General features: G+C 63.0%; 18 protein-coding genes. 12 read left to right on the top strand and 6 right to left on the bottom strand.

Going from position 1 to position 17637, the window contains the following annotated elements; all coding sequences use genetic code 11:
• Window positions 1–19: 19 nt before the first annotated feature.
• On the bottom strand, window positions 20–256 hold the full coding sequence (locus HU770_RS25575; RefSeq protein WP_186658421.1) for a YdcH family protein: 237 nt from the start codon (window positions 254–256) through the stop codon (window positions 20–22).
• A gap of 296 nt (window positions 257–552) precedes the next feature.
• On the opposite strand from HU770_RS25575, the gene HU770_RS25570 reads away from it, so the two are divergent.
• The 4 genes from HU770_RS25570 (at window position 553) to HU770_RS25555 (ending at window position 4734) form a co-directional block, all read left to right on the top strand.
• A complete protein-coding gene (locus tag HU770_RS25570; RefSeq protein WP_186658424.1) occupies window positions 553–2190 on the top strand; it encodes a phosphoethanolamine--lipid A transferase in 1638 nt (545 codons plus the stop codon).
• A gap of 108 nt (window positions 2191–2298) precedes the next feature.
• Entirely contained in the window at window positions 2299–3432 is a 1134-nt protein-coding gene (gene rnd / locus HU770_RS25565) for a ribonuclease D (protein ID WP_033699775.1), read from the top strand.
• Window positions 3429–3722 (top strand): YcgL domain-containing protein, encoded by a 294-nt coding sequence (locus HU770_RS25560; RefSeq protein WP_033699773.1) that lies wholly within the window; start codon window positions 3429–3431, stop codon window positions 3720–3722. The genes rnd and HU770_RS25560 overlap by 4 nt, the downstream gene beginning before the upstream one ends.
• 79 nt (window positions 3723–3801) lie before the next feature.
• Window positions 3802–4734, top strand: a complete 933-nt coding sequence (locus tag HU770_RS25555) for a D-2-hydroxyacid dehydrogenase (protein ID WP_033699772.1) — start codon at window positions 3802–3804, stop codon at window positions 4732–4734.
• A gap of 125 nt (window positions 4735–4859) precedes the next feature.
• Here the strand turns inward: HU770_RS25555 and HU770_RS25550 are convergent, their stop codons facing one another.
• Complete coding sequence (locus tag HU770_RS25550) at window positions 4860–5453, bottom strand: nitroreductase family protein (RefSeq protein WP_186666225.1); 594 nt, start codon at window positions 5451–5453, stop codon at window positions 4860–4862.
• 145 nt (window positions 5454–5598) lie between these two features.
• On the opposite strand from HU770_RS25550, the gene HU770_RS25545 reads away from it, so the two are divergent.
• The gene (locus HU770_RS25545; protein ID WP_033700206.1) at window positions 5599–6048 is read left to right on the top strand and encodes a YcgN family cysteine cluster protein; all 450 of its coding nucleotides are present in this window, start codon (window positions 5599–5601) and stop codon (window positions 6046–6048) included.
• A gap of 41 nt (window positions 6049–6089) precedes the next feature.
• The gene (locus HU770_RS25540) at window positions 6090–7304 is read left to right on the top strand and encodes a hypothetical protein (protein ID WP_186666223.1); all 1215 of its coding nucleotides are present in this window, start codon (window positions 6090–6092) and stop codon (window positions 7302–7304) included.
• 50 nt (window positions 7305–7354) lie between these two features.
• On the opposite strand, the gene HU770_RS25535 is transcribed toward HU770_RS25540, so the two are convergent.
• Complete coding sequence (locus HU770_RS25535) at window positions 7355–7696, bottom strand: DUF2892 domain-containing protein (RefSeq protein ID WP_033699769.1); 342 nt, start codon at window positions 7694–7696, stop codon at window positions 7355–7357.
• Window positions 7697–8034: 338 nt separating this feature from the next.
• On the opposite strand from HU770_RS25535, the gene HU770_RS25530 reads away from it, so the two are divergent.
• From HU770_RS25530 to HU770_RS25510, 5 genes are all read left to right on the top strand, one after another.
• Window positions 8035–8763 (top strand): GntR family transcriptional regulator, encoded by a 729-nt coding sequence (locus tag HU770_RS25530; RefSeq protein ID WP_186658443.1) that lies wholly within the window; start codon window positions 8035–8037, stop codon window positions 8761–8763.
• 61 nt (window positions 8764–8824) lie between these two features.
• A complete protein-coding gene (locus tag HU770_RS25525; protein WP_186666221.1) occupies window positions 8825–10144 on the top strand; it encodes an FAD-binding oxidoreductase in 1320 nt (439 codons plus the stop codon).
• 184 nt (window positions 10145–10328) lie between these two features.
• On the top strand, window positions 10329–11657 hold the full coding sequence (locus HU770_RS25520) for an MFS transporter (RefSeq protein WP_186658447.1): 1329 nt from the start codon (window positions 10329–10331) through the stop codon (window positions 11655–11657).
• A 74-nt stretch (window positions 11658–11731) separates the two neighbouring features.
• Window positions 11732–12634 carry a dihydrodipicolinate synthase family protein gene (locus HU770_RS25515; protein WP_186666219.1) on the top strand — a complete coding sequence of 301 codons (903 nt, stop codon included), beginning with the start codon at window positions 11732–11734 and terminating at the stop codon, window positions 12632–12634.
• Window positions 12635–12636: 2 nt separating this feature from the next.
• Window positions 12637–14127 carry an aldehyde dehydrogenase gene (locus HU770_RS25510; protein ID WP_186666217.1) on the top strand — a complete coding sequence of 497 codons (1491 nt, stop codon included), beginning with the start codon at window positions 12637–12639 and terminating at the stop codon, window positions 14125–14127.
• Between the two features lie 111 nt (window positions 14128–14238).
• Here the strand turns inward: HU770_RS25510 and HU770_RS25505 are convergent, their stop codons facing one another.
• Together HU770_RS25505 and HU770_RS25500 are read right to left on the bottom strand one after the other, a co-directional pair.
• Window positions 14239–14709, bottom strand: a complete 471-nt coding sequence (locus tag HU770_RS25505) for an RNA methyltransferase (protein ID WP_033699757.1) — start codon at window positions 14707–14709, stop codon at window positions 14239–14241.
• Between the two features lie 70 nt (window positions 14710–14779).
• Complete coding sequence (locus HU770_RS25500; protein ID WP_027594605.1) at window positions 14780–15151, bottom strand: YajD family HNH nuclease; 372 nt, start codon at window positions 15149–15151, stop codon at window positions 14780–14782.
• A gap of 132 nt (window positions 15152–15283) precedes the next feature.
• Between HU770_RS25500 and HU770_RS25495 the strand changes: the two genes are divergently transcribed.
• Complete coding sequence (locus tag HU770_RS25495; RefSeq protein WP_186658456.1) at window positions 15284–15562, top strand: hypothetical protein; 279 nt, start codon at window positions 15284–15286, stop codon at window positions 15560–15562.
• Between the two features lie 37 nt (window positions 15563–15599).
• Here HU770_RS25495 and HU770_RS25490 read toward each other — a convergent pair.
• Window positions 15600–17637, bottom strand: a 2038-nt coding sequence (locus HU770_RS25490; RefSeq protein ID WP_186666215.1) for a S9 family peptidase, incomplete at its 5' end; no start/stop codon positions are given.

Here is a 17637-nt window from a genome sequence, read left to right as displayed (position 1 = left end):
CAAATTCAGGTTGTGTGAGTCAGGCTTTGGGCGGATGAACAATGCGTTCGATCTTGTCCTTGATCAACAGCCGCTCCTTGCGCAAACGGGTGACGGTGTCATCGGTGCTGGCGTTGCCCTCGGCGGCCAGCACTTCCTTGTCCTTGGCGTTGTACTCCTTGTGCAGTTTGTGCAGGTCATGGTCCTTGTCAATGCGCGCCTGGAAGTCGTCGGCAGTGATGTTCAGGTCAGCGAGCAGATCGTGCGGAACGGGCATTTCTTCACCTCTCTTGGGGGTTGGCGAATGGTCCTGACTTTTGAGGATAGTCGCCTTTGCGCCGTTGGGGGGCTGGGGTAGGCTGTCGCATCCCCCCGTAGCCGTACGCCAAGCTTCGCCGGCTGGCTGAATGGCGGCTGAATGAACTTCATTTAATGTGATAAAGATGCCCGCTCACTGTTTTGTTGGCGTCTTTTTCACGAAATATTGAGGGTGCGCTTTCTAGAGTTCAGCCAACGTTCCCCCGGTGCCGCACAGGCCCACGGGCTGATACTCACTCTTGATTGCGAACCCTGATGCTCAACGTTAAATCCCTGCGGACTGAATGGGTCACGCTGCTGGCCAGCCTGTACCTGCTGATCGGCTTCAATGTCGTTCTCTGGCAACACCTGGAACAGGTGGTTCCGCCAGGGCTGCCGGGGCTTTGGCTGAGCCTGGCGTTTGCCGTGCTGATGCTGTTCGCGTTTAATTTGATCTTGACCTTGTTTGCCTTCCGGTATGTGTTGAAACCGGTGCTGATCCTCTTGTTCATGAGTGGTGCAGGTGTCGCTTACTTCATGAATCAGTACGGTGTACTTATAGATGCCGGTATGTTCCGTAATATCGCCGAAACCAATGTCACGGAAGTGCGCGACTTGCTCTCGCTGAAGTTTGCTTTGTATATCCTGGGGTTGGGTGTTTTGCCTTCGGTGCTTTTGTGGAAGGCGCCGATTGCCTACCGCGCCTGGCACCGCGAACTGCTGGGCAAGCTGGTGGTAAGCGGCGCCTGCGTGGTGGCCTTGGGGTCGGTGGCGCTGGTCAACTATCAGGGGTTGTCTTCGCTGTTTCGCAATCACCACGAACTGCGGCTGATGCTGACGCCCAGTAATATCGTGGGTGCCTCCATGGGTTATGTCAGTGAACGTGTGGGCACGGCCGCCCGGCCATTCCAGCCTTACGGTGAAGATGCCCGGCGCGATGCAGCCTGGCAGCAGCACGCCCGCAAGTCGTTGACCGTGCTGGTGGTGGGTGAGAGCGCGCGTGCAGAAAACTTTGGTGTGCTCGGCTATGCCCGCGACACCACGCCAAACCTTGCCAAGGAGCAGGGCCTGCTGGCGTTTTCCGATGTGCATTCGTGCGGTACCGAGACGGCAGTGTCGGTGCCGTGCATGTTCTCGGGCATGGGCCGCAAGGAATACGACGCGCGCGTCGCCAAGAACCGTGAAGGGCTGCTCGACATCCTCCAGCGCGCAGGCCTGGCCGTGCAGTGGCGCGACAACCAATCGGGCTGCAAGGGGACCTGTGATCGGGTGCAGTTCATCGATGTCAGCAACCTCACCGACCCGGCCCTGTGTGCCAATGGCGAATGCCATGACGAGATTCTGTTGCAGGGCTTGGCCGAGCTGCTCGACAACCTCGACAAGGACACCGTGCTGGTGCTGCACCAGATGGGCAGCCATGGCCCCGAGTACTTCAAGCGTTACCCGGCGCAAACCGAGCGGTTCACCCCGGTGTGCCACAGCAATGCCCTGAACCAGTGCAGCCAGCAGGAGATCGTCAACGGCTACGACAACACCCTGGCCTACACCGACAAGGTGCTGGCCATGTTGATCGATACCCTGCGCAGCAAGCAGGACAAGGTCGATACCGCCATGATCTACCTGTCCGACCATGGCGAATCGCTGGGCGAATACAACCTGTTCCTGCATGGCACCCCCTACATGCTGGCGCCTGAGCAACAGAAACACGTGCCGTTGCTGACCTGGTTTTCGGACAGCTACCGCGAAGATTTCGGCCTGGACACCGCCTGCCTGGCCAAGCTCAGCGACGCGCCGCTGTCCCAGGACAACCTGTTCCACTCGATGCTTGGCCTGTTGCAGGTGCGCACCGAGGTCTACCAGCAGTCGCTGGACATGTTCGCCAGCTGCCGGCCTTGGTTGGCAGCCAAGCGTTGACTGCCAATGGCCTGCATACCACCGTTTATCTATTCCAGGGATGGCGCAGGTTTCACCCGCAGTGCCCGCGCCGTATATACTGCGCGCCAATGTTAGTGGGAGAGCCTCGTGGCCATCGAAATACACTGGATCCGTGACGACCAGACCCTGGCCGAACTCTGCCGAAGCTGGCGCGAACTGCCCTTCGTAGCGCTCGACACCGAATTCATGCGGGTAGACACCTTCTACCCCAAGGCGGGGCTTATCCAGATCGGCGACGGCCAACGCGCCTTTCTGATCGACCCGCTGCTGATCAAGGACTGGCAGCCCCTGGCCGAGTTGCTGGAAGACAGCGGCGTGGTCAAGGTGCTGCACGCCTGCAGCGAAGACCTCGAAGTATTGCTGCGCCTGACCGGCAAGCTGCCACAGCCGCTGTTCGACACGCAGTTGGCCGCCGGCTACCTGAACCTGGGCTTCTCCATGGGTTATTCGCGTCTGGTTCAGGAAGTGCTGGGGCTCGAGCTGCCCAAGGGTGAAACCCGCTCTGACTGGTTGCAGCGCCCGCTTTCCGAAACCCAGATCAGCTACGCCGCCGAGGATGCCGTGCACCTGGCCGAGCTGTTCACCGCCCTGCGCCCGCGCCTGTCCGACGACAAGTACGCCTGGGTGCTGGAGGACGGCGCCGAGCTGGTTGCCCAACTGCGCCGCGAGGTCGAACCCGAGAGCTTGTACCGCGACGTCAAGCTGGCCTGGAAGCTTGCGCCCCAGCAGTTGGCTGTGTTGCGCGAGCTGTGTGCCTGGCGCGAGCGCGAGGCACGCCACCGCGACGTGCCGCGCAATCGCATCCTCAAGGAGCACTCGCTGTGGCCGATGGCCAAGTCCCAGCCGTCCAACCTGTCGGCGCTGGCCAAGATCGACGAGATGCACCCGCGTACCATCCGTCAGGACGGTGAGTTCCTCGTTCAGCTGATCAAGCGGGCTGCCAGCCTGCCTGCCGAGCAGTGGCCGCAGGTCCTGCCCGAGCCCTTGCCGATCGAGGCTGCCGGTATCCTCAAGCAGCTGCGCGCGATCGGCCAGGCCGAAGGCGAGCGCTTGGGCATAGCCCCCGAGCTGATGCTGCGCAAGAAAACCCTGGAAGCTCTGCTCAAGAGCGGCTACCCCAACGGCCCCTATCAACTGCCCGATTCGCTGCGCGGCTGGCGCCGTGAGCGTATGGGCCAGGCCCTGCTGGACAACCTGGCAGGTGCCGGAGAAACCCGATGAAACGTATCTGCTCGATCTACAAGAGCCCCCGCAAGAACGAAATGTACCTGTATGTGCTCAAGGCCGAAGGCCTGGAGCGCGTGCCCGAGGCCCTGCTGCCGTTCTTCGGCGCCCCCGTGCATGCTTTCGACCTGGTGCTGACCCCCGAGCGCAAGCTGGCCCGCGAGGACATCGCCAAGGTGCTGGAAAACCTCGACAACCAGGGCTATCACCTGCAGATGCCGCCGGTCGAAGACGAGTACATCGAGCACCTGCCCGAAGAGCTGCTGCGCCGTAACGATCCGGTCTGACCCAGGCCAGGTTCCCCTCTTTCGCCAAGTGGCCCGCGCGTCGGGCCGCTTTGGTTGTCTGCCAAGGTTGTTTTCACGAATGCGCGTTCTGATTGCCGAACAGGATCATGCCCATTACGCCCAGTTGTTGGGCCAGGCGGCCCCTGACCTGGAAATCCTGACCAGCAGCGACTCTGCCGAACTGGCGCTGCAGGCGTCGCAGTGCCCGGTGTGGCTGGGTCAGCCCGACTTGCTGGCGAGCCTGCTGCGCCAGGGCCACAAGCCGGCCTGGATGCAGTCGACCTGGGCGGGCATTACCCCGCTGCTGGCCGACGGCTTGCCACGGGATTATCGCTTGACGCGTGCGGTGGGCATTTTTGGTCAGGTGATGGCGGAATACATGCTCACCTACATGCTTGGCCATGAACGCGAAGTGCTGCCGCGCCTGCTGAGCCAGGTGGAGCGGCGCTGGGACGACCGCCCGGGCGGCACGCTTGAGGGGCGCCAGGTGTTGATCGTCGGCACCGGCGATATTGGTCAGCGGGTAGCCGAGTTTCTCCAGCCGTTTGGGGTAACCCTGTACGGTATTGCCAGCAGCGCCCGTGAGCAGGCGCCGTTCGCCGAAGTGGCCGCGCTGGCGGACCTGCCGAGCAGGGTCGAGCGGGCCGATTACGTGATCAACCTGCTGCCGGACACGCCGGCTACCCATGATCTGTACGATGCGGCGCTGTTCCAGCGTTTCAAGCCCAGTGCGTTGTTCATCAATGCCGGGCGCGGGGTGGCGGTGGTCGATGGCGACCTGGTCGAAGCACTGAAGCAAGGCCACCTGGCGGGCGCGGTAATCGATGTGTGCCGCCAGGAGCCGCTGCCCCAGCGTCACCCGTTCTGGACCGCCTTGGGCTTGCTGCTGACCGGGCACAGCTCGGCGCCCACCTCGCCGGCGGCGATGGTGCGGCTGTTTGTCGAGAATGTGCGGGCATATGAGGCGGAGCAGGGCTTGCGCGGGGAAGTGGATTTCACCCGGGGTTACTGATGTGCAGTGGCTTTACTGGCCTCTTCGCGGGGCAAGCCCGCAGGTACTGAGCAGTTCTGCAACTTGCTCAGTGCCTGTGGGAGCGGGCTTGCCCCGCGAAGAGGCCAGTACAGCCAATAAAGCGCTTACAGGCTGAAATCACCCTCAGCCGCCAGCTCGCTCAGCGGCCGGCGTGGGCTTGGCACCTCACGCGCCTGCAGTACCTCGGCCAGGGTCGCCTTGTCGCCCAGCTTGCCGATCGCGATCATGGCATGCAGCTCGTAACCTTCAGGCACTTTGAGTTCGGTACGCGCCAGTGCCTTGTCGAAACCGGCCATGCCGTGGGTGTGCCAGCCACTGATGCTGGCCTGCAGGGCCAGGTGCCCCCAGGCGGAACCGGTATCGAAGGTGTGCCACAGGGCCGGGCTCTCTTCCGCGGCGCCAGGCGCTGCGAAGGTGGTCTTGGAAATGATCAGCAGCAGCGCCGAAGCCTGTTGCGCCCAGCTGCGGTTGAAGGGCACCAGCAGGTTCAGGTAGCGCTCCCAGTTCGGCGTATCGCGACGGGCATAGAGGAAGCGCCAAGGCTGCGAGTTGTACGCCGACGGCGCCCAGCGCGCGGCTTCGAGGAAGCTCAGCAGGGTCTCTTCGCTGATCGGCTCGGCCGTGAAGGCGCGCGGCGACCAGCGGTTGATGAACTGCTCGTCGATCGCGTAATCGGCAATACGGGGTGTGGCGCTCATGGCTGCTCCTGCAAGAGGATGGGAAAAACCGCACGCTACTGCGTCCCGTCGTCACTGACAAGCGGTCTGGCTTTGCCGAAGGCCAGGCTCTAGACTGGCGCCGCCGCGCGCCGCCCATTGAAGATGAATGCAGGAAACCCGTGTGATGATCGCTGACAGCGCGCCGTTCTGGCGGCGCAAGACCCTCGAACAACTCAACCCGCAAGAGTGGGAATCGCTCTGCGACGGTTGCGGTTTGTGCTGCCTGCAAAAGCTTGAGGACGAGGACGACAACAGCATCTATTACACGCGCATCGCCTGCAAACTGCTGGACCTGAACACCTGCCAGTGCAGCGATTACCCCAACCGCTTTGCCCAGGTGCCCGACTGCATCCAGCTCACCCCGGGCAAGGCCGACCAGTTCAAGTGGCTGCCAAGCACCTGCGGTTACCGCCTGGTCAGCGAAGGCAAGGACTTGCCGGACTGGCACCACCTGATCTGCGGCGATCGCCAGCAGGTCCATGAACAGCGCATTTCCCAGTCAGGGCGTATGCTCAGTGAGCATGATGTCGACGAGGACGATTGGGAAGACCATCTGATTTTTCGCGCCAGCTGACCGGCGCGCCCCGTCGCCTCTGGGAAACAAGGAGTTTCTGTATGCGTTGCCCGCTGTTGCTGCTGTTAAGCCTGGTGGCCTGTTCGCCGGCCTGGGCGAAGAAAGTCGACCTGGATTATCACGTGCGTCTGTTGCCCGCCAATGGCCAGGCTGAAGTGCGCCTGACCCTGGCTGAGGGCAGCAGTGTGCGCAGCCTGGATTTCGACCTGGGCAAGGGCGGCACCTACAGCGGCTTTCAGGCCGACGGCCAATGGCAGGAGGTAGACCAGGGCGCGCGGGGGGTGTGGCACCCGGCGCCGGGCAAGACCAGCCTCAGCTACCGCGTGCAGCTGGACCAGCAGCTGCGCAGCGGCGCCTACTCGTCGCGCATCACGCCTCATTGGGCGTTGTTCCTCGGTGACCAGTTGGTGCCGCCTGCGCACCTCGACCAGCAGGACGGTACCGAGCTGGTGGCGCGCCTGTGGTTCGACCTGCCCGAAGGCTGGAAGAGCATCGAAACGTCCTGGCCGCGTGTCGGCAAGGACAAGTTTCGCATCGACAACGTTTCACGTCTGTTCGACCGCCCCACCGGCTGGATGTTAGCCGGTGACCTGGGCAGCCGCCGTGCACGCCTGGGCGAAACCGAAGTCACCGTTGCCGCGCCGGTCGGGCAGGGCATGCGGCGCATGGACAGCCTGACCTTGCTGACCTTTGTCTGGCCGCAGTTGCAGGCGGTGTTCCCCCGTAACCCGCCGAAGTTGCTGCTGGTCGGTGCCCGTGACGGCATGTGGCGCGGCGCGATGGCGGCGCAGGGGTCGCTGTATCTGCACAGTGCCCGGCCGATGATCAGCGAGAATGGCAGCAGCCCGTTGTTGCGCGAACTGGTGCAACTGTTTGCGCAGATCCATGGGCGTGATGGCAATGACTGGCTTGTCGAGAGCCTGACCGACTACTACGCCAGCGAATTGCTACGCAGGGCGGGTGGGGTAAGCGATGACCGCTACCAGGCCTGGCAGGCGCGCTTGAGCAAGCAAGGCGCCAAGGTCACGCAGCTCAAGGGCGAGCAGGCCAGCCCGGCTCAGGTTGCCCGTGGGGTGATACTCTTGCAGGCACTGGACAAGGAGATCCGCATCCACACCCAGGCCAAGCGTTCGCTGGATGATGTGGCGCGGGCGCTGATGCGTTTGCCGAGCGTAAGCACCGAAGAGTTCGTGCAGATCAGCGAGAGCGTACTGGGGCGCCGGTCCGAGGTGTTGCAGAGCAAGGCGTTGCGCTAAAGACCTCTGTAGCCTGTGCCCGCGAACCGGCTGGCACAGGCCAAGTAACATCAAAGGCCGGTCAACGGATCCTTCCCTGTCACCGTCACCCCGCGCGTAGCTGCCTTGGCGCTCGCCTTCAATGCCTGCAACTGTTCCGCGCTGCGTTCGATGTCCGAGCGCAACCGGTTGTATTCCTGACGGTGCCGTTGCCACCAGGCCTTGGTCGAGCAGTGCCCGCTGACCCCACGCGCCACCGCCAGGCCGCCCACTACCATCTGCAGCAGGCCGACCAGGCCGCCATGGCGCAGCCCCTTGCTGAACATCAGCGCCCCGCCGGCCAGCGAGCCGACCCTTTCCAGGCCCTGAACATTGTGCTCCGGCGACGCCGCAGCGGTATGGATATCGAGCATGGCAAGCCCTCCGTGTGAAGTGTAAGTAGCTGACCGCAGGCTGCTTGCAGCCGTTCATTCGTGTTGCTCAACGGCATGCGGGATGAGTGCGCAAAGTGGAGGGGGAGAGGTCGCAAATAATCGGCAATGTGTCCGGTCTGGATAACATTTTGTCCGGTTTGGAAATGCAGCGCCAACGGTGTTTAATCTCACCCCAGGTAACCCCTCAAGCCCTTTGAACCAGGGGCTTTGAGAGATTCAACCGCTCATCGAAAATGCTGTAGACACATTGTCTAACAGTGCCCTATAGTCGTTATACAAATAGTAGACACAGCGCCATGACAACAAAGAAGGCCGCCATGAAAGCCACCGTTCAAGCCATCAGTGCGCCCGCAGGCGCTGAAGCGCCGCAGGACCGCAAGGCCGTCCTCGCCGAAGCGCTGCGCCGCCGGATCCTCAGCATGGAACTGGCCCCAGGGGCTGTGGTGGACGAGCTGGCGCTGTGTGACGAGTTCGGCCTGTCGCGCCCACCAGTGCGTGAACTGCTGCGCCAGATTGCGGCTGAAGGCTATATCGAGCTCGAAGCCAACCGTGCGCCACGGGTTGCCGCGATGAACCATGATTCGCTGCACAGCTTCTTCGTCGCCGCGCCGCTCATCTATATCGCCACCACCCAGTTGGCAGCCACCAACGCCAGCGCAGCGGAAATCGAGGCGCTCAAGGCTATCCAGGTGCTGTTTCGCCAGGCCATCGAGGCGCGTGATGTGGAAAACCGGGTGGTCTACAACGATGCCTTCCACCTGGAAATCGGCAAGATGGCGCACAACGACTACCTGATGCCGAGCCTGCGCCGCCTGCTTATCGACCATGCCCGCCTGGGCAAGATTTTCTATCGCCACCCGACCACCGATGACATGCAGCAGGACCTTGAAGTCGCCTGCGATCAGCATGACCAGATGATCCACGCCATCGAACACCGCGACCCTGCGCGCGCCGGGCAACTGGTGCGTGAGCACTTCGAGCTGTCGCGCCGGCGCATGGCCGAATACGCAGCGCCGCAAGGGCTGGATGTACCCATTCAGCTATGAGATTCCCAGGTCTCGCCGCTGGCGCTGACCGCTCGTCAACAGCAAGATCCAGGTTAGTGACATGACAAGAATAAGTTCGTTACCTGCCGATGATGCCACCTGTGGTTGGTATCACTTGAGCAAGCCCCGTAAGCCCCGGCCGGCCCACAGTGGCCACAGCCAGGCGCGTTGGGTGGTGGTCGGTGCTGGTTTCACCGGCCTGGCTGCTGCACGCCAGCTGGCAACGAACTTCCCGGACGACGAAATCGTGTTGGTCGAGGCCCAGGAAGTCGGTTTCGGCACCTCCGGGCGCAACGCCGGTTTTGCCATCGACTTGCCCCATGACATTGGTGCCGAGGATTACATCGGCGACATCGATATCGCCAAGACGGTGCTCAAGCTCAACCTGGGCGGCCAGTCCTATCTCAAAGCGCTGATCGAACGCTACGGCATCGACTGCCAGTTCCGTCACTGCGGCAAATACCAGGCGGCCGTCGAAGATCGCGGCATCGCGGTGCTGGATGCTTATCGCCGTGGCCTGGACAAACTGGGCCAGCCGTATGAAGTGATTGAAGGCCGCGACATGCCGGAGCATATCGGCACCAACTTCTACCGCAAGGGCCTGTTTACCCCCGGCACTGCCTTGCTGCAGCCCTCGGCGCTGGTCAAAGGCCTGGCCGACAGCCTGCCGAGCAACGTCTCGTTGTATGAAAACACCCCGATTACCGACGTCGAATATGGTGCGAAGGTGGTACTGCGTCATGCCAACGGCTCGATCACGGCCGACAAGCTGGTGCTCACCACCAACGCCTTCGGCATGAGTTTCGGCTTTCTCAAGGGCCGCATGCTGCCTGTCTTCACCTATGGCAGCATCACCCGCTCGTTGACCGATGAGGAACAGGCGCGCCTGGGGGGCAAGCCCTACTGGGGCGTGATCCCGGCCGACCCGTTCGGCACCACGATGCGGCGCACCGTCGACAATCGCCTGCTGATCCGCAACAGTTTCAGCTACAACCCGGACGGGCGCAGCAACCGCAAGTACCTGGAACGCTTTGTCCAGCGTCACCGCGAGTCGTTTGCCCGGCGCTTCCCGATGCTGCCCGAGGTGAACTTCGAATACACCTGGGGCGGTGCCCTGGCGTTGTCGCGCAATCACATGGGGTTCTTCGGCCAGTTGGCGCCCAATGTAGTAGGTGCCCTGTGCTGCAATGGCTTGGGCGTTACCCGTGGCACCGTCACCGGCGCATTGCTGGCCGACTGGCTGGCCGGCGACAAAAACGAACTTATCGAGTTTCTGCTCAATGCCCCCGGGCCTTGCGCAAATCCACCGCAGCCCTTGGTATCCCTGGGCTTGAACGCAAACTTGATGTGGGGGCAACTGCGCGCTGGCAAAGAAAGCTGATCCTTATCTGAGTTAGGCCATTGAACATTTAACGCCGGGTGTGAGTTAGCCGGCACGGGCGCGCTTTGCCCGAATTTGATGATCGAGATGCGCTGTCCGGTCACCCGGGGCTGAACCGTGTTTTCAGTTTCGCGGCCGCGCTCGCCTTGAATATGTGCATGCAGATGAAGTGGTAGGAACAATAATGACAAGTCCGAATATTTCGATTGAAGATGTACCGATCAACCGCTTCCACCAGTTGCTGACCCTGCGCTCGGGTGGCGGATCGTTCGTCGATGGCTATGTGTTGAGCATCATTGGCGTGGCCATGGTGCAAATGTCTGCAGGCCTTGGCCTGAACAGCTTCTGGCAGGGCATGATCGCCGCCTCGGCGCTGATCGGCATTTTCTTCGGCGGCTTCTTCGGCGGTTGGTTGACTGACCGCTTTGGCCGCAAGCGGGTGTTCTTCGTCGGCCCGACCCTGTTCATCCTGGCCTCGCTTGCGCAATTCTGGGTGGAGTCGGCGCTGGTGTTGTTCCTGCTGCGGTTTGCCATCGGCATCGCAGTGGGCATCGAGTACCCGGTGGCCACTTCGCTGCTGGTGGAGTTCTTGCCGAAGAAGAACCGCGGCCCTCGCCTGGCTACCTTGACCGTGCTGTGGTTCGCCGGTGCCGCTACCGCCTACATGGTCGGTGAAGCGCTGCTGCGCAACGGAGGCGAGGATGCCTGGCGCCTGGTGCTGGCCAGTGCGGCGGTGATCGGCGCGCTGCTGTTCGTCATTCGCCTGGGCACCCCGGAGTCGCCGCGCTGGTTGATCAGCAAAGGCCGTTCGTCCGAGGCCGAGCAGGTGATCAAGCGCGTCTATGGCGAGGGCTTCTCGCTGTGCAACCTGCCGGAAGAGCCCAAGGCCCGCAAGCTGTCGTTCTTCAGCCTGCTGCACTCCGGCTACGGCAAACGCATGCTGTTCGTCACCATGTTCTGGACCTGCTCGGTGATCCCGGTGTTCGCCGTGTACGCCTTCGCCCCGAAAGTGCTGGGTGCACTGAACCTGAAGGGTGACTGGGCATCGATCGGTTCGGTCGCCATCACCTGCCTGTTCGTGGTCGGTTGCATCGTCGGCACCCGCTTGCTGAACACCATTGGCCGGCGCACCACGCTGCTGCACAGCTTCTTCTGGTCGGGGCTGGCCCTGCTGGGCCTGGCGGCGTTCAGCAACGGCAACGAGATGCTCATCCTGGTGCTGTTCGGGGCCTATGCATTGTTCATTGGCGGTGCCCAGGTACTGCAGCTGGTCTACCCCAACGAGCTGTTCCCTACCGAAATCCGCGCTGGCGCCGTTGGCGTGGGCACCTCCATGTCGCGGATCGGTGCTGCGGTCGGCACCTGGCTGGTCCCCATCGCCCTCGACAACTATGGCATCGGCGCAACCATGTATGCCGCTGCCGCCGTCACCTTTGTCGGCCTGGGCTTCTCCGTCGCCCTCGCCCCGGAAACCCGTTCGCTGAACCTGCAGCAAGCAGCTTCGCTGACCTGAACCCATGACTACCGGCCGCAGCGTCGCACCGCTGCGGCCTCTACAACACTGATCAACGCACTGGAGAACCTACCGTGAAATTCGAAGGCATCTACACCCCGGCAATCACTCCGCTGGCTGCGGACGGCTCGATCGACAAGGCGGCGTTCGCCGAAGTGCTCGATTACCTGGTCGAATCGAAAATCCACGGCGTGATCATCGGTGGCTCCACCGGCGAGTACTACGCCCACACCGCGCAAGAGCGCATCGAACTGGCCGCCCAGGCCAAGGACGTGCTCAACGGCCGCCTGCCGCTGATCATCGGCACCGGCGCGATCCGCACCGAAGACTCGGTGGCGTTCGCCAAGCACGCCAAGGAAATCAAAGCCGATGCGCTGCTGGTGGGCACCCCGCCGTACGCGCTGCCGACCCAGCAGGAAATCGCCCTGCACGTCAAAGCGGTCGACGCTGCCGCCGGCCTGCCGATCATGCTCTACAACTACCCAGGCCGCATGAGCGTGAGCATGGGCGAAGCGTTCTTCGATGCGGTCGCCGAGGTGAAAAACATCGTCGCCATCAAGGAAAGCTCCGGCGACATGGCCCAACTGCACCGCCTGGCCATCCAGCGCCCGAATATCCAGCTGTCGTGCGGCTGGGACGACCAGGCCCTGGAGTTCTTCGCCTGGGGCGCCCAAAGCTGGGTGTGCGCCGGCTCCAACTTCATCCCGCGGGAGCACGTGGCCCTGTTCGAGGCCTGCGTGGTCGAGAAAGACTTCGACAAAGGCCGCCGCATCATGAGCGCCATGATGCCGCTGATGGACTTCCTGGAAGGTGGCAAGTTCGTCCAGTCGATCAAGTACGGCGTGGCCCTGAACGGCCTGAGCACCGGTGGCGTGCGCAAGCCGCTGTCCGAGCTGGACGCTGCCGAGAAGCAGGCACTCGAGCGCGTGGTCACTGAACTCAAGCGCAACATTGCCCAGATCACCGGAGGTGCCTGAAAATGGCTGAATTACTGAGCAAGGCACAGTACGCGGCCATCGCCGCCGACCTGCAACTGCGCACCCAGGCGTTCATCGACGGTGAATTCCGCGATGCTGTCTCGGGCCGCACCTTCGTCACCACCAACCCGGCCACCGGCAAGCAACTGGCCGAAGTCGCCGCCTGCGACGTGCAGGATGTCGATGTTGCCGTGGCAGCAGCCAAGCGCGTGTTCGAAGACGGTTCGTGGTCCAAGCTGCAACCGGGTGAGCGCAAGCACATCCTGCTGAAGTTCGCCCAGTTGCTGGAAGACCACAGCCATGAGCTGGCGGTACTGGAAGCGCTGGACAGCGGCAAGCCGGTCAGTGAATGCCAGAACGTCGACGTACCGGAAACCATCCACACCATCCGCTGGCACGCCGAGCTGATCGACAAAATCTACGACAACACCGCCCCGACCGGCAACGCTGCGGTGACCATGGTGGTGCGTGAAGCCATCGGTGTGGTCGGCCTGGTGCTGCCCTGGAACTTCCCGCTGCTGATGCTGGCCTGGAAGATCGCCCCGTCGCTGGCCGCCGGGTGCTCGATCGTGGTCAAGCCGGCCAAGGAAACCACCCTCAGCGCCCTGCGCGTGGCAGAGCTGGCCCACCAGGCAGGTGTACCGGCAGGTGTGTTCAACCTGGTGCCTGGCGGTGGCCGTGAAGTGGGCGAAGCCATCGGCCGCCACATGGACATCCCGATGGTCAGCTTCACAGGCTCCACCGACACCGGCCGCCTGTTCCTGAAATACGCCGCCGAGTCCAACCTCAAGCGTATCGTCCTGGAGCTGGGGGGCAAGAACCCGGCCGTGGTCATGAATGACTGCGAGGACCTGGACGAAGTGGCCCAGTTCGTCACCGCCGGTGCGTTCTGGAACATGGGCGAGAATTGCTCGGCCTCTTCGCGCCTGATCGTGCACAAGGACGTCAAGGACGAACTGCTGACCCTGATTGGCAAGCACTTGAAGGACTGGAAGCTGGGCGACCCGCTCGACCCGGAAAACCGCCTGGGCGCGATGGTCAGCAAATCGCACTTCGAGAAGGTGAAGTCTTATCTGGAATATGCCGCCGAGCAGAACCTCAACGTGGTGCAGGGCGGTGAGACCGAGCAGGGCGTGTTCGTGCAGCCGACCATCGTCGACGGGGTTACGCCTGATAACCGGTTGTTCGTCGAGGAAATCTTCGGCCCAGTGTTGAGCGTAACGTCGTTCGAGACCATTGATGAAGCGATCGAGCTGGCCAACGACACTATCTACGGCCTGGCCGCTTCGGCCTACACCGGCAGCCTGCGCAATGCCTTGCGCCTGTCGCGGGAAATCCGCGCGGGGGTGGTGACGGTGAACTGCTTTGGCGAGGGCGATGCGTCGACGCCGTTCGGTGGCTACAAAGAGTCCGGCTTTGGTGGGCGTGACAAGTCCATCTGGGCCCATGACCAGTACACGGAGTTGAAGACCATCTGGATCAACGCTGCGTGAGCTGATTGCAGGACGGTGCTGTTCTGACGGAGCTCAGCACCTGGCCGCTTCTGGTTTTGTCTGTGCTGGCCTCTTCGCGGGGCCGGCATGAGCACCATCAGAAGTGGCTTTTTATTTGAACTTGGGCCCGGAACGGGTATTCAAGCCTTTGGCCAACCGGTCATACAGCACCACATTCACCGTCGCCGCCAGGTTCATGCAACCTTCGGTCGGGATGTAGATGGTTTCTTCACACCACGCTCGCACGCTGGCATCGAGGCTGCCGTCTTCCGGCCCGAAGATGTAGATGGCGCGATCCGGGTGGGTGTATTCGGGCAGCGGCCGTGCGCCTTCGACCAGCTCCACTGCCACAGGCGTGCAACCCAGCGGGATGATGCGCTGCAGGTCGTCGATGCCAATCAGGGGGATGTCGTAGTGCACACGCTTGGTGTCGGTGACGAAGTCGCGGGCGCGTTCATAGCGCTTGCCGGTGTAGAACACCGAATTGACGCCGTAGCAACCTGCTGCGCGCATCACCGAGCCGACGTTTTCTGCCGACTTGGGGTTGAACAGGCCGATGCAGCTGTATCGTTTGTTTGCCACGTACCGGGGCCCTTCGCGTAAAAAGCGCGATTATACGGGCTCGCCGGTAGCAGCGGGGGCGAATCGATATTCAGTCTTTCTTCAGCAGACCCGCCAGCCCGGCAAACGGGTTGTGGGTGGCCTTGGCGATGCTCGGGGTGCTGGTCGAGCCTTCGCTGAAATACTGCTGGTCGGTATAGCGCGAGTGTTCGTTGTCGTGGCAGTACAGGCACAGCAACTCCCAGTTCGAACCGTCCTGCGGGTTGTTGTCGTGGTTGTGGTCACGGTGGTGCACCGTCAGCTCGCTCAGGCGCTTGCCGGCGAACTCGCGGGCGCAGCGGCCACACACATGCGGGTACATCTTCAGGGCCTTGTCGCGGTAGCCCATTTCTTTGTCGCGCTTGGCATCGGCGAGGATGCGGTCGAGGCGCGCGGTGGCGGCGGAAGTAGAGGCCGAGCTCATGGTGTTTCCTTTGTTCTGATCAGGCAAATGACGGTTATGCCACTGAGTCTAGCGCGCTTGCAGGCCAGGCGGACAGGCGAAAGCTGTCATTTAGGCGTAGCCTGTAGAAAGGTTCCCGACAGGAGGTTGCTGATGTTGCATGCGATCCTCGCCGCGTTGTTGCTGGCTGGCTTGCCCATGGCCGAAGCGGCCAGCACGCCACCCAGGCTCAATACACCCGTGCCCGGTGCACCTGGCACGCCTACGCCCACGCCTTACCCGCAGATCACCCCAAGTTCGCCGCCCAAGGCATACGACAGCCAGCCTGGCGCGCCGCTGTTGCCACCGATGCCGGTGCCGGGGCCGCCTAAAGACCAGCCTTTGCCGGGGTTACGGCCAGAGCCGGCCAAAGTGCCGGTGGAGGAGGACTGAGGGTTTGTGAAAGGGGCGCAGAGCGCCCCAATATTGGTCAGTTCACACCCAGCTCGCCAAACACAAACGCATACTCCAGCGCCACATCCTTGAGCCCCTGGTACCGCCCACTCATGCCGCCATGCCCGGCGCCCATTTCGGTCTTGAGCAGCAGCAGGTTGTCATCGGTCTTGCGTGTGCGCAGGCGGGCCACCCACTTGGCCGCCTCCCAGTACTGCACGCGGCTGTCGTTGTAGCCAGCCACCACCAGCATGGCCGGGTAGGCCTGGGCCTTGACGTTCTCGTACGGGGCGTAGGCCTTGATGCGCTCATACACCTCAGGCTCCTGCGGGTTGCCCCATTCGTCGTACTCGGTGACGGTCAGCGGCAGGTCGGGGTCGAGCATGGTGTTGAGCACGTCGACGAAGGGCACTTCGGCGATCGCGCAGCGGAACAGCTCAGGGCGCAGGTTGAGCACCGCCCCCATCAGCAGCCCGCCGGCGCTACCACCACTGATCGCCAGGCGCTCGGGCGAGGTCACGCCTTCGGCGATCAGGTGCTCGGCACAGGCGATGAAGTCGGTGAAGCTGTTCTGCTTGTGTTCCTGTTTGCCGGCCCGGTACCAGGCCTCACCCAGTTCGCCGCCACCGCGCACATGGGCAATGGCGAAGGCCACGCCGCGCTGCAGCAGGCTCAGGCGCGCATGCGAGAACCACGGGTCGAGGCTTTCGCCATAGGCACCGTAACCATACAGGTACAGCGGCACGGTCTTGCCCAGGTCTTCGCGGCGACGCACCAGGCTGATCGGTACCTGGGTGCCGTCCTGGGCGGTGGCCCACAGGCGCTGGCTGACATAGTCGTCGGCATCGAACACGCCCAGCACCGGGGTTTGCTTGAGCACCACCTGCGCACCGCTGGCCAGCTCCAGCTGGCGCACCTGGGCCGGGCGGTTGAGCGCTTCGTAACGCAGGCGCACGCGGCTGCTGGCGAATTCCAGGCTGTCTTGCACGTAAAGGCTGTAGGCCGCATCCGGCAATTCGACGCGATAGGCAGGCAGGCCCTGCGGGCGCACTTCGATGATCGGCAGGCCTCCTTCGCGCAGGCTCAGGGTCAGCGCCCCCGCGTTGAGGCTCAGGCCTTCGAGCATGACCTTGTCGTTGTGCGGCACCAGCAGTTGCCAGCGATCACGGGTCGGGACCTGGTCGGCCTGGGCGTGGTAGAGGGCGAAGTTGATGCCGTCCTGGTTGCTGCGCACGAACCACTGCCACTGGCCATCGAGCTGGCCGTGGTCGGGGAAGTACTCATGTCCCTCCACCCGCGGTGCCAGGCAGGTGAACGGCAACTGCGGGGTTTGGGCATCGAGTACCCAGGCCTCGCTGGTGGTCTTGCTGTTGAGCAACAGCACCAGCTGGCGTTCGGAGCTTGTGCGGTAGCAATGCAGGAAGAAGCGGCCATCGGGCTCTTCGAACACGGTCGGCGCGTCGCTGCCGCCCAAGGTGTGACGGCGCAGGCGCCAGGGGCGGTGGGTGTCGTCGAGTTCGGCGAAAAACAGCGTCTGGCTGTCATTGGCCCAGGTCAGGCTGCCGTCGCAGTCCTCGAAGGGCAGGGCGGTGACACGGTCGTTGCCCAGGTCCTTGACGTACAGGGTGTAGACCTCATCGCCGCTGGTGTCGAGGCTGTAGGCCAGCAGGCGATGGTCGGGGCTGACGTTGAAGGCACCCAGCGACAGGAAGCCGCCGTTGGCCAGGGCATTGGGGTCGAGCAGCAGTTGCTCGCGGCTTTCATCCACCGTGTTGGAGTCGTCGGCCGGGCGCGGGCAGCGGTAATGGCGTGGGTACTCGTCGCCGGCGGTGGTGCGGGTGTAGTACAGGTACGGGCCCCAGGGCGAGGGCAGCGACAGGTCGGTCTCGAGGATGCGGCCCTTGATTTCCTCGAACAGTTGTTCGCGCAATGGCGCCTGATGGGCCAGGCAGGCCTCCTGGTAGCTGTTTTCGGCCTGCAGGTAGTCGAGCACCTCGGGGGTGTCACGCTGCTGCAGCCAGGCATACGGGTCACTGGACTGGTCTGCGCGGGCAATGGGGGGCTGGGGCTGGGTG

Origin of the sequence: Pseudomonas sp. SWRI68, from assembly GCF_014269165.1 — a bacterium.
Classification (GTDB): Bacteria; Pseudomonadota; Gammaproteobacteria; order Pseudomonadales; family Pseudomonadaceae; genus Aquipseudomonas; species Aquipseudomonas capeferrum.
The sequence above is the reverse complement of the archived record's forward strand: the minus strand, read 5'-3'. Positions and strand labels throughout refer to the sequence as shown.

Excerpts from the sequence above, each read along its gene's own strand:
- HU770_RS25575 (WP_186658421.1), bottom strand. The coding sequence starts at position 256 with ATGCCCGTTCCGCACGATCTGCTCGCTGACCTGAACATCACTGCCGAC.
- HU770_RS25570 (WP_186658424.1), top strand. The coding sequence starts at position 553 with ATGCTCAACGTTAAATCCCTGCGGACTGAATGGGTCACGCTGCTGGCC.
- HU770_RS25560 (WP_033699773.1), top strand. The coding sequence starts at position 3,429 with ATGAAACGTATCTGCTCGATCTACAAGAGCCCCCGCAAGAACGAAATG.
- HU770_RS25555 (WP_033699772.1), top strand. The coding sequence starts at position 3,802 with ATGCGCGTTCTGATTGCCGAACAGGATCATGCCCATTACGCCCAGTTG.
- HU770_RS25550 (WP_186666225.1), bottom strand. The coding sequence starts at position 5,453 with ATGAGCGCCACACCCCGTATTGCCGATTACGCGATCGACGAGCAGTTC.
- HU770_RS25545 (WP_033700206.1), top strand. The coding sequence starts at position 5,599 with ATGATCGCTGACAGCGCGCCGTTCTGGCGGCGCAAGACCCTCGAACAA.
- HU770_RS25540 (WP_186666223.1), top strand. The coding sequence starts at position 6,090 with ATGCGTTGCCCGCTGTTGCTGCTGTTAAGCCTGGTGGCCTGTTCGCCG.
- HU770_RS25535 (WP_033699769.1), bottom strand. The coding sequence starts at position 7,696 with ATGCTCGATATCCATACCGCTGCGGCGTCGCCGGAGCACAATGTTCAG.
- HU770_RS25530 (WP_186658443.1), top strand. The coding sequence starts at position 8,035 with ATGAAAGCCACCGTTCAAGCCATCAGTGCGCCCGCAGGCGCTGAAGCG.
- HU770_RS25525 (WP_186666221.1), top strand. The coding sequence starts at position 8,825 with ATGACAAGAATAAGTTCGTTACCTGCCGATGATGCCACCTGTGGTTGG.
- HU770_RS25520 (WP_186658447.1), top strand. The coding sequence starts at position 10,329 with ATGACAAGTCCGAATATTTCGATTGAAGATGTACCGATCAACCGCTTC.
- HU770_RS25510 (WP_186666217.1), top strand. The coding sequence starts at position 12,637 with ATGGCTGAATTACTGAGCAAGGCACAGTACGCGGCCATCGCCGCCGAC.
- HU770_RS25500 (WP_027594605.1), bottom strand. The coding sequence starts at position 15,151 with ATGAGCTCGGCCTCTACTTCCGCCGCCACCGCGCGCCTCGACCGCATC.
- HU770_RS25495 (WP_186658456.1), top strand. The coding sequence starts at position 15,284 with ATGTTGCATGCGATCCTCGCCGCGTTGTTGCTGGCTGGCTTGCCCATG.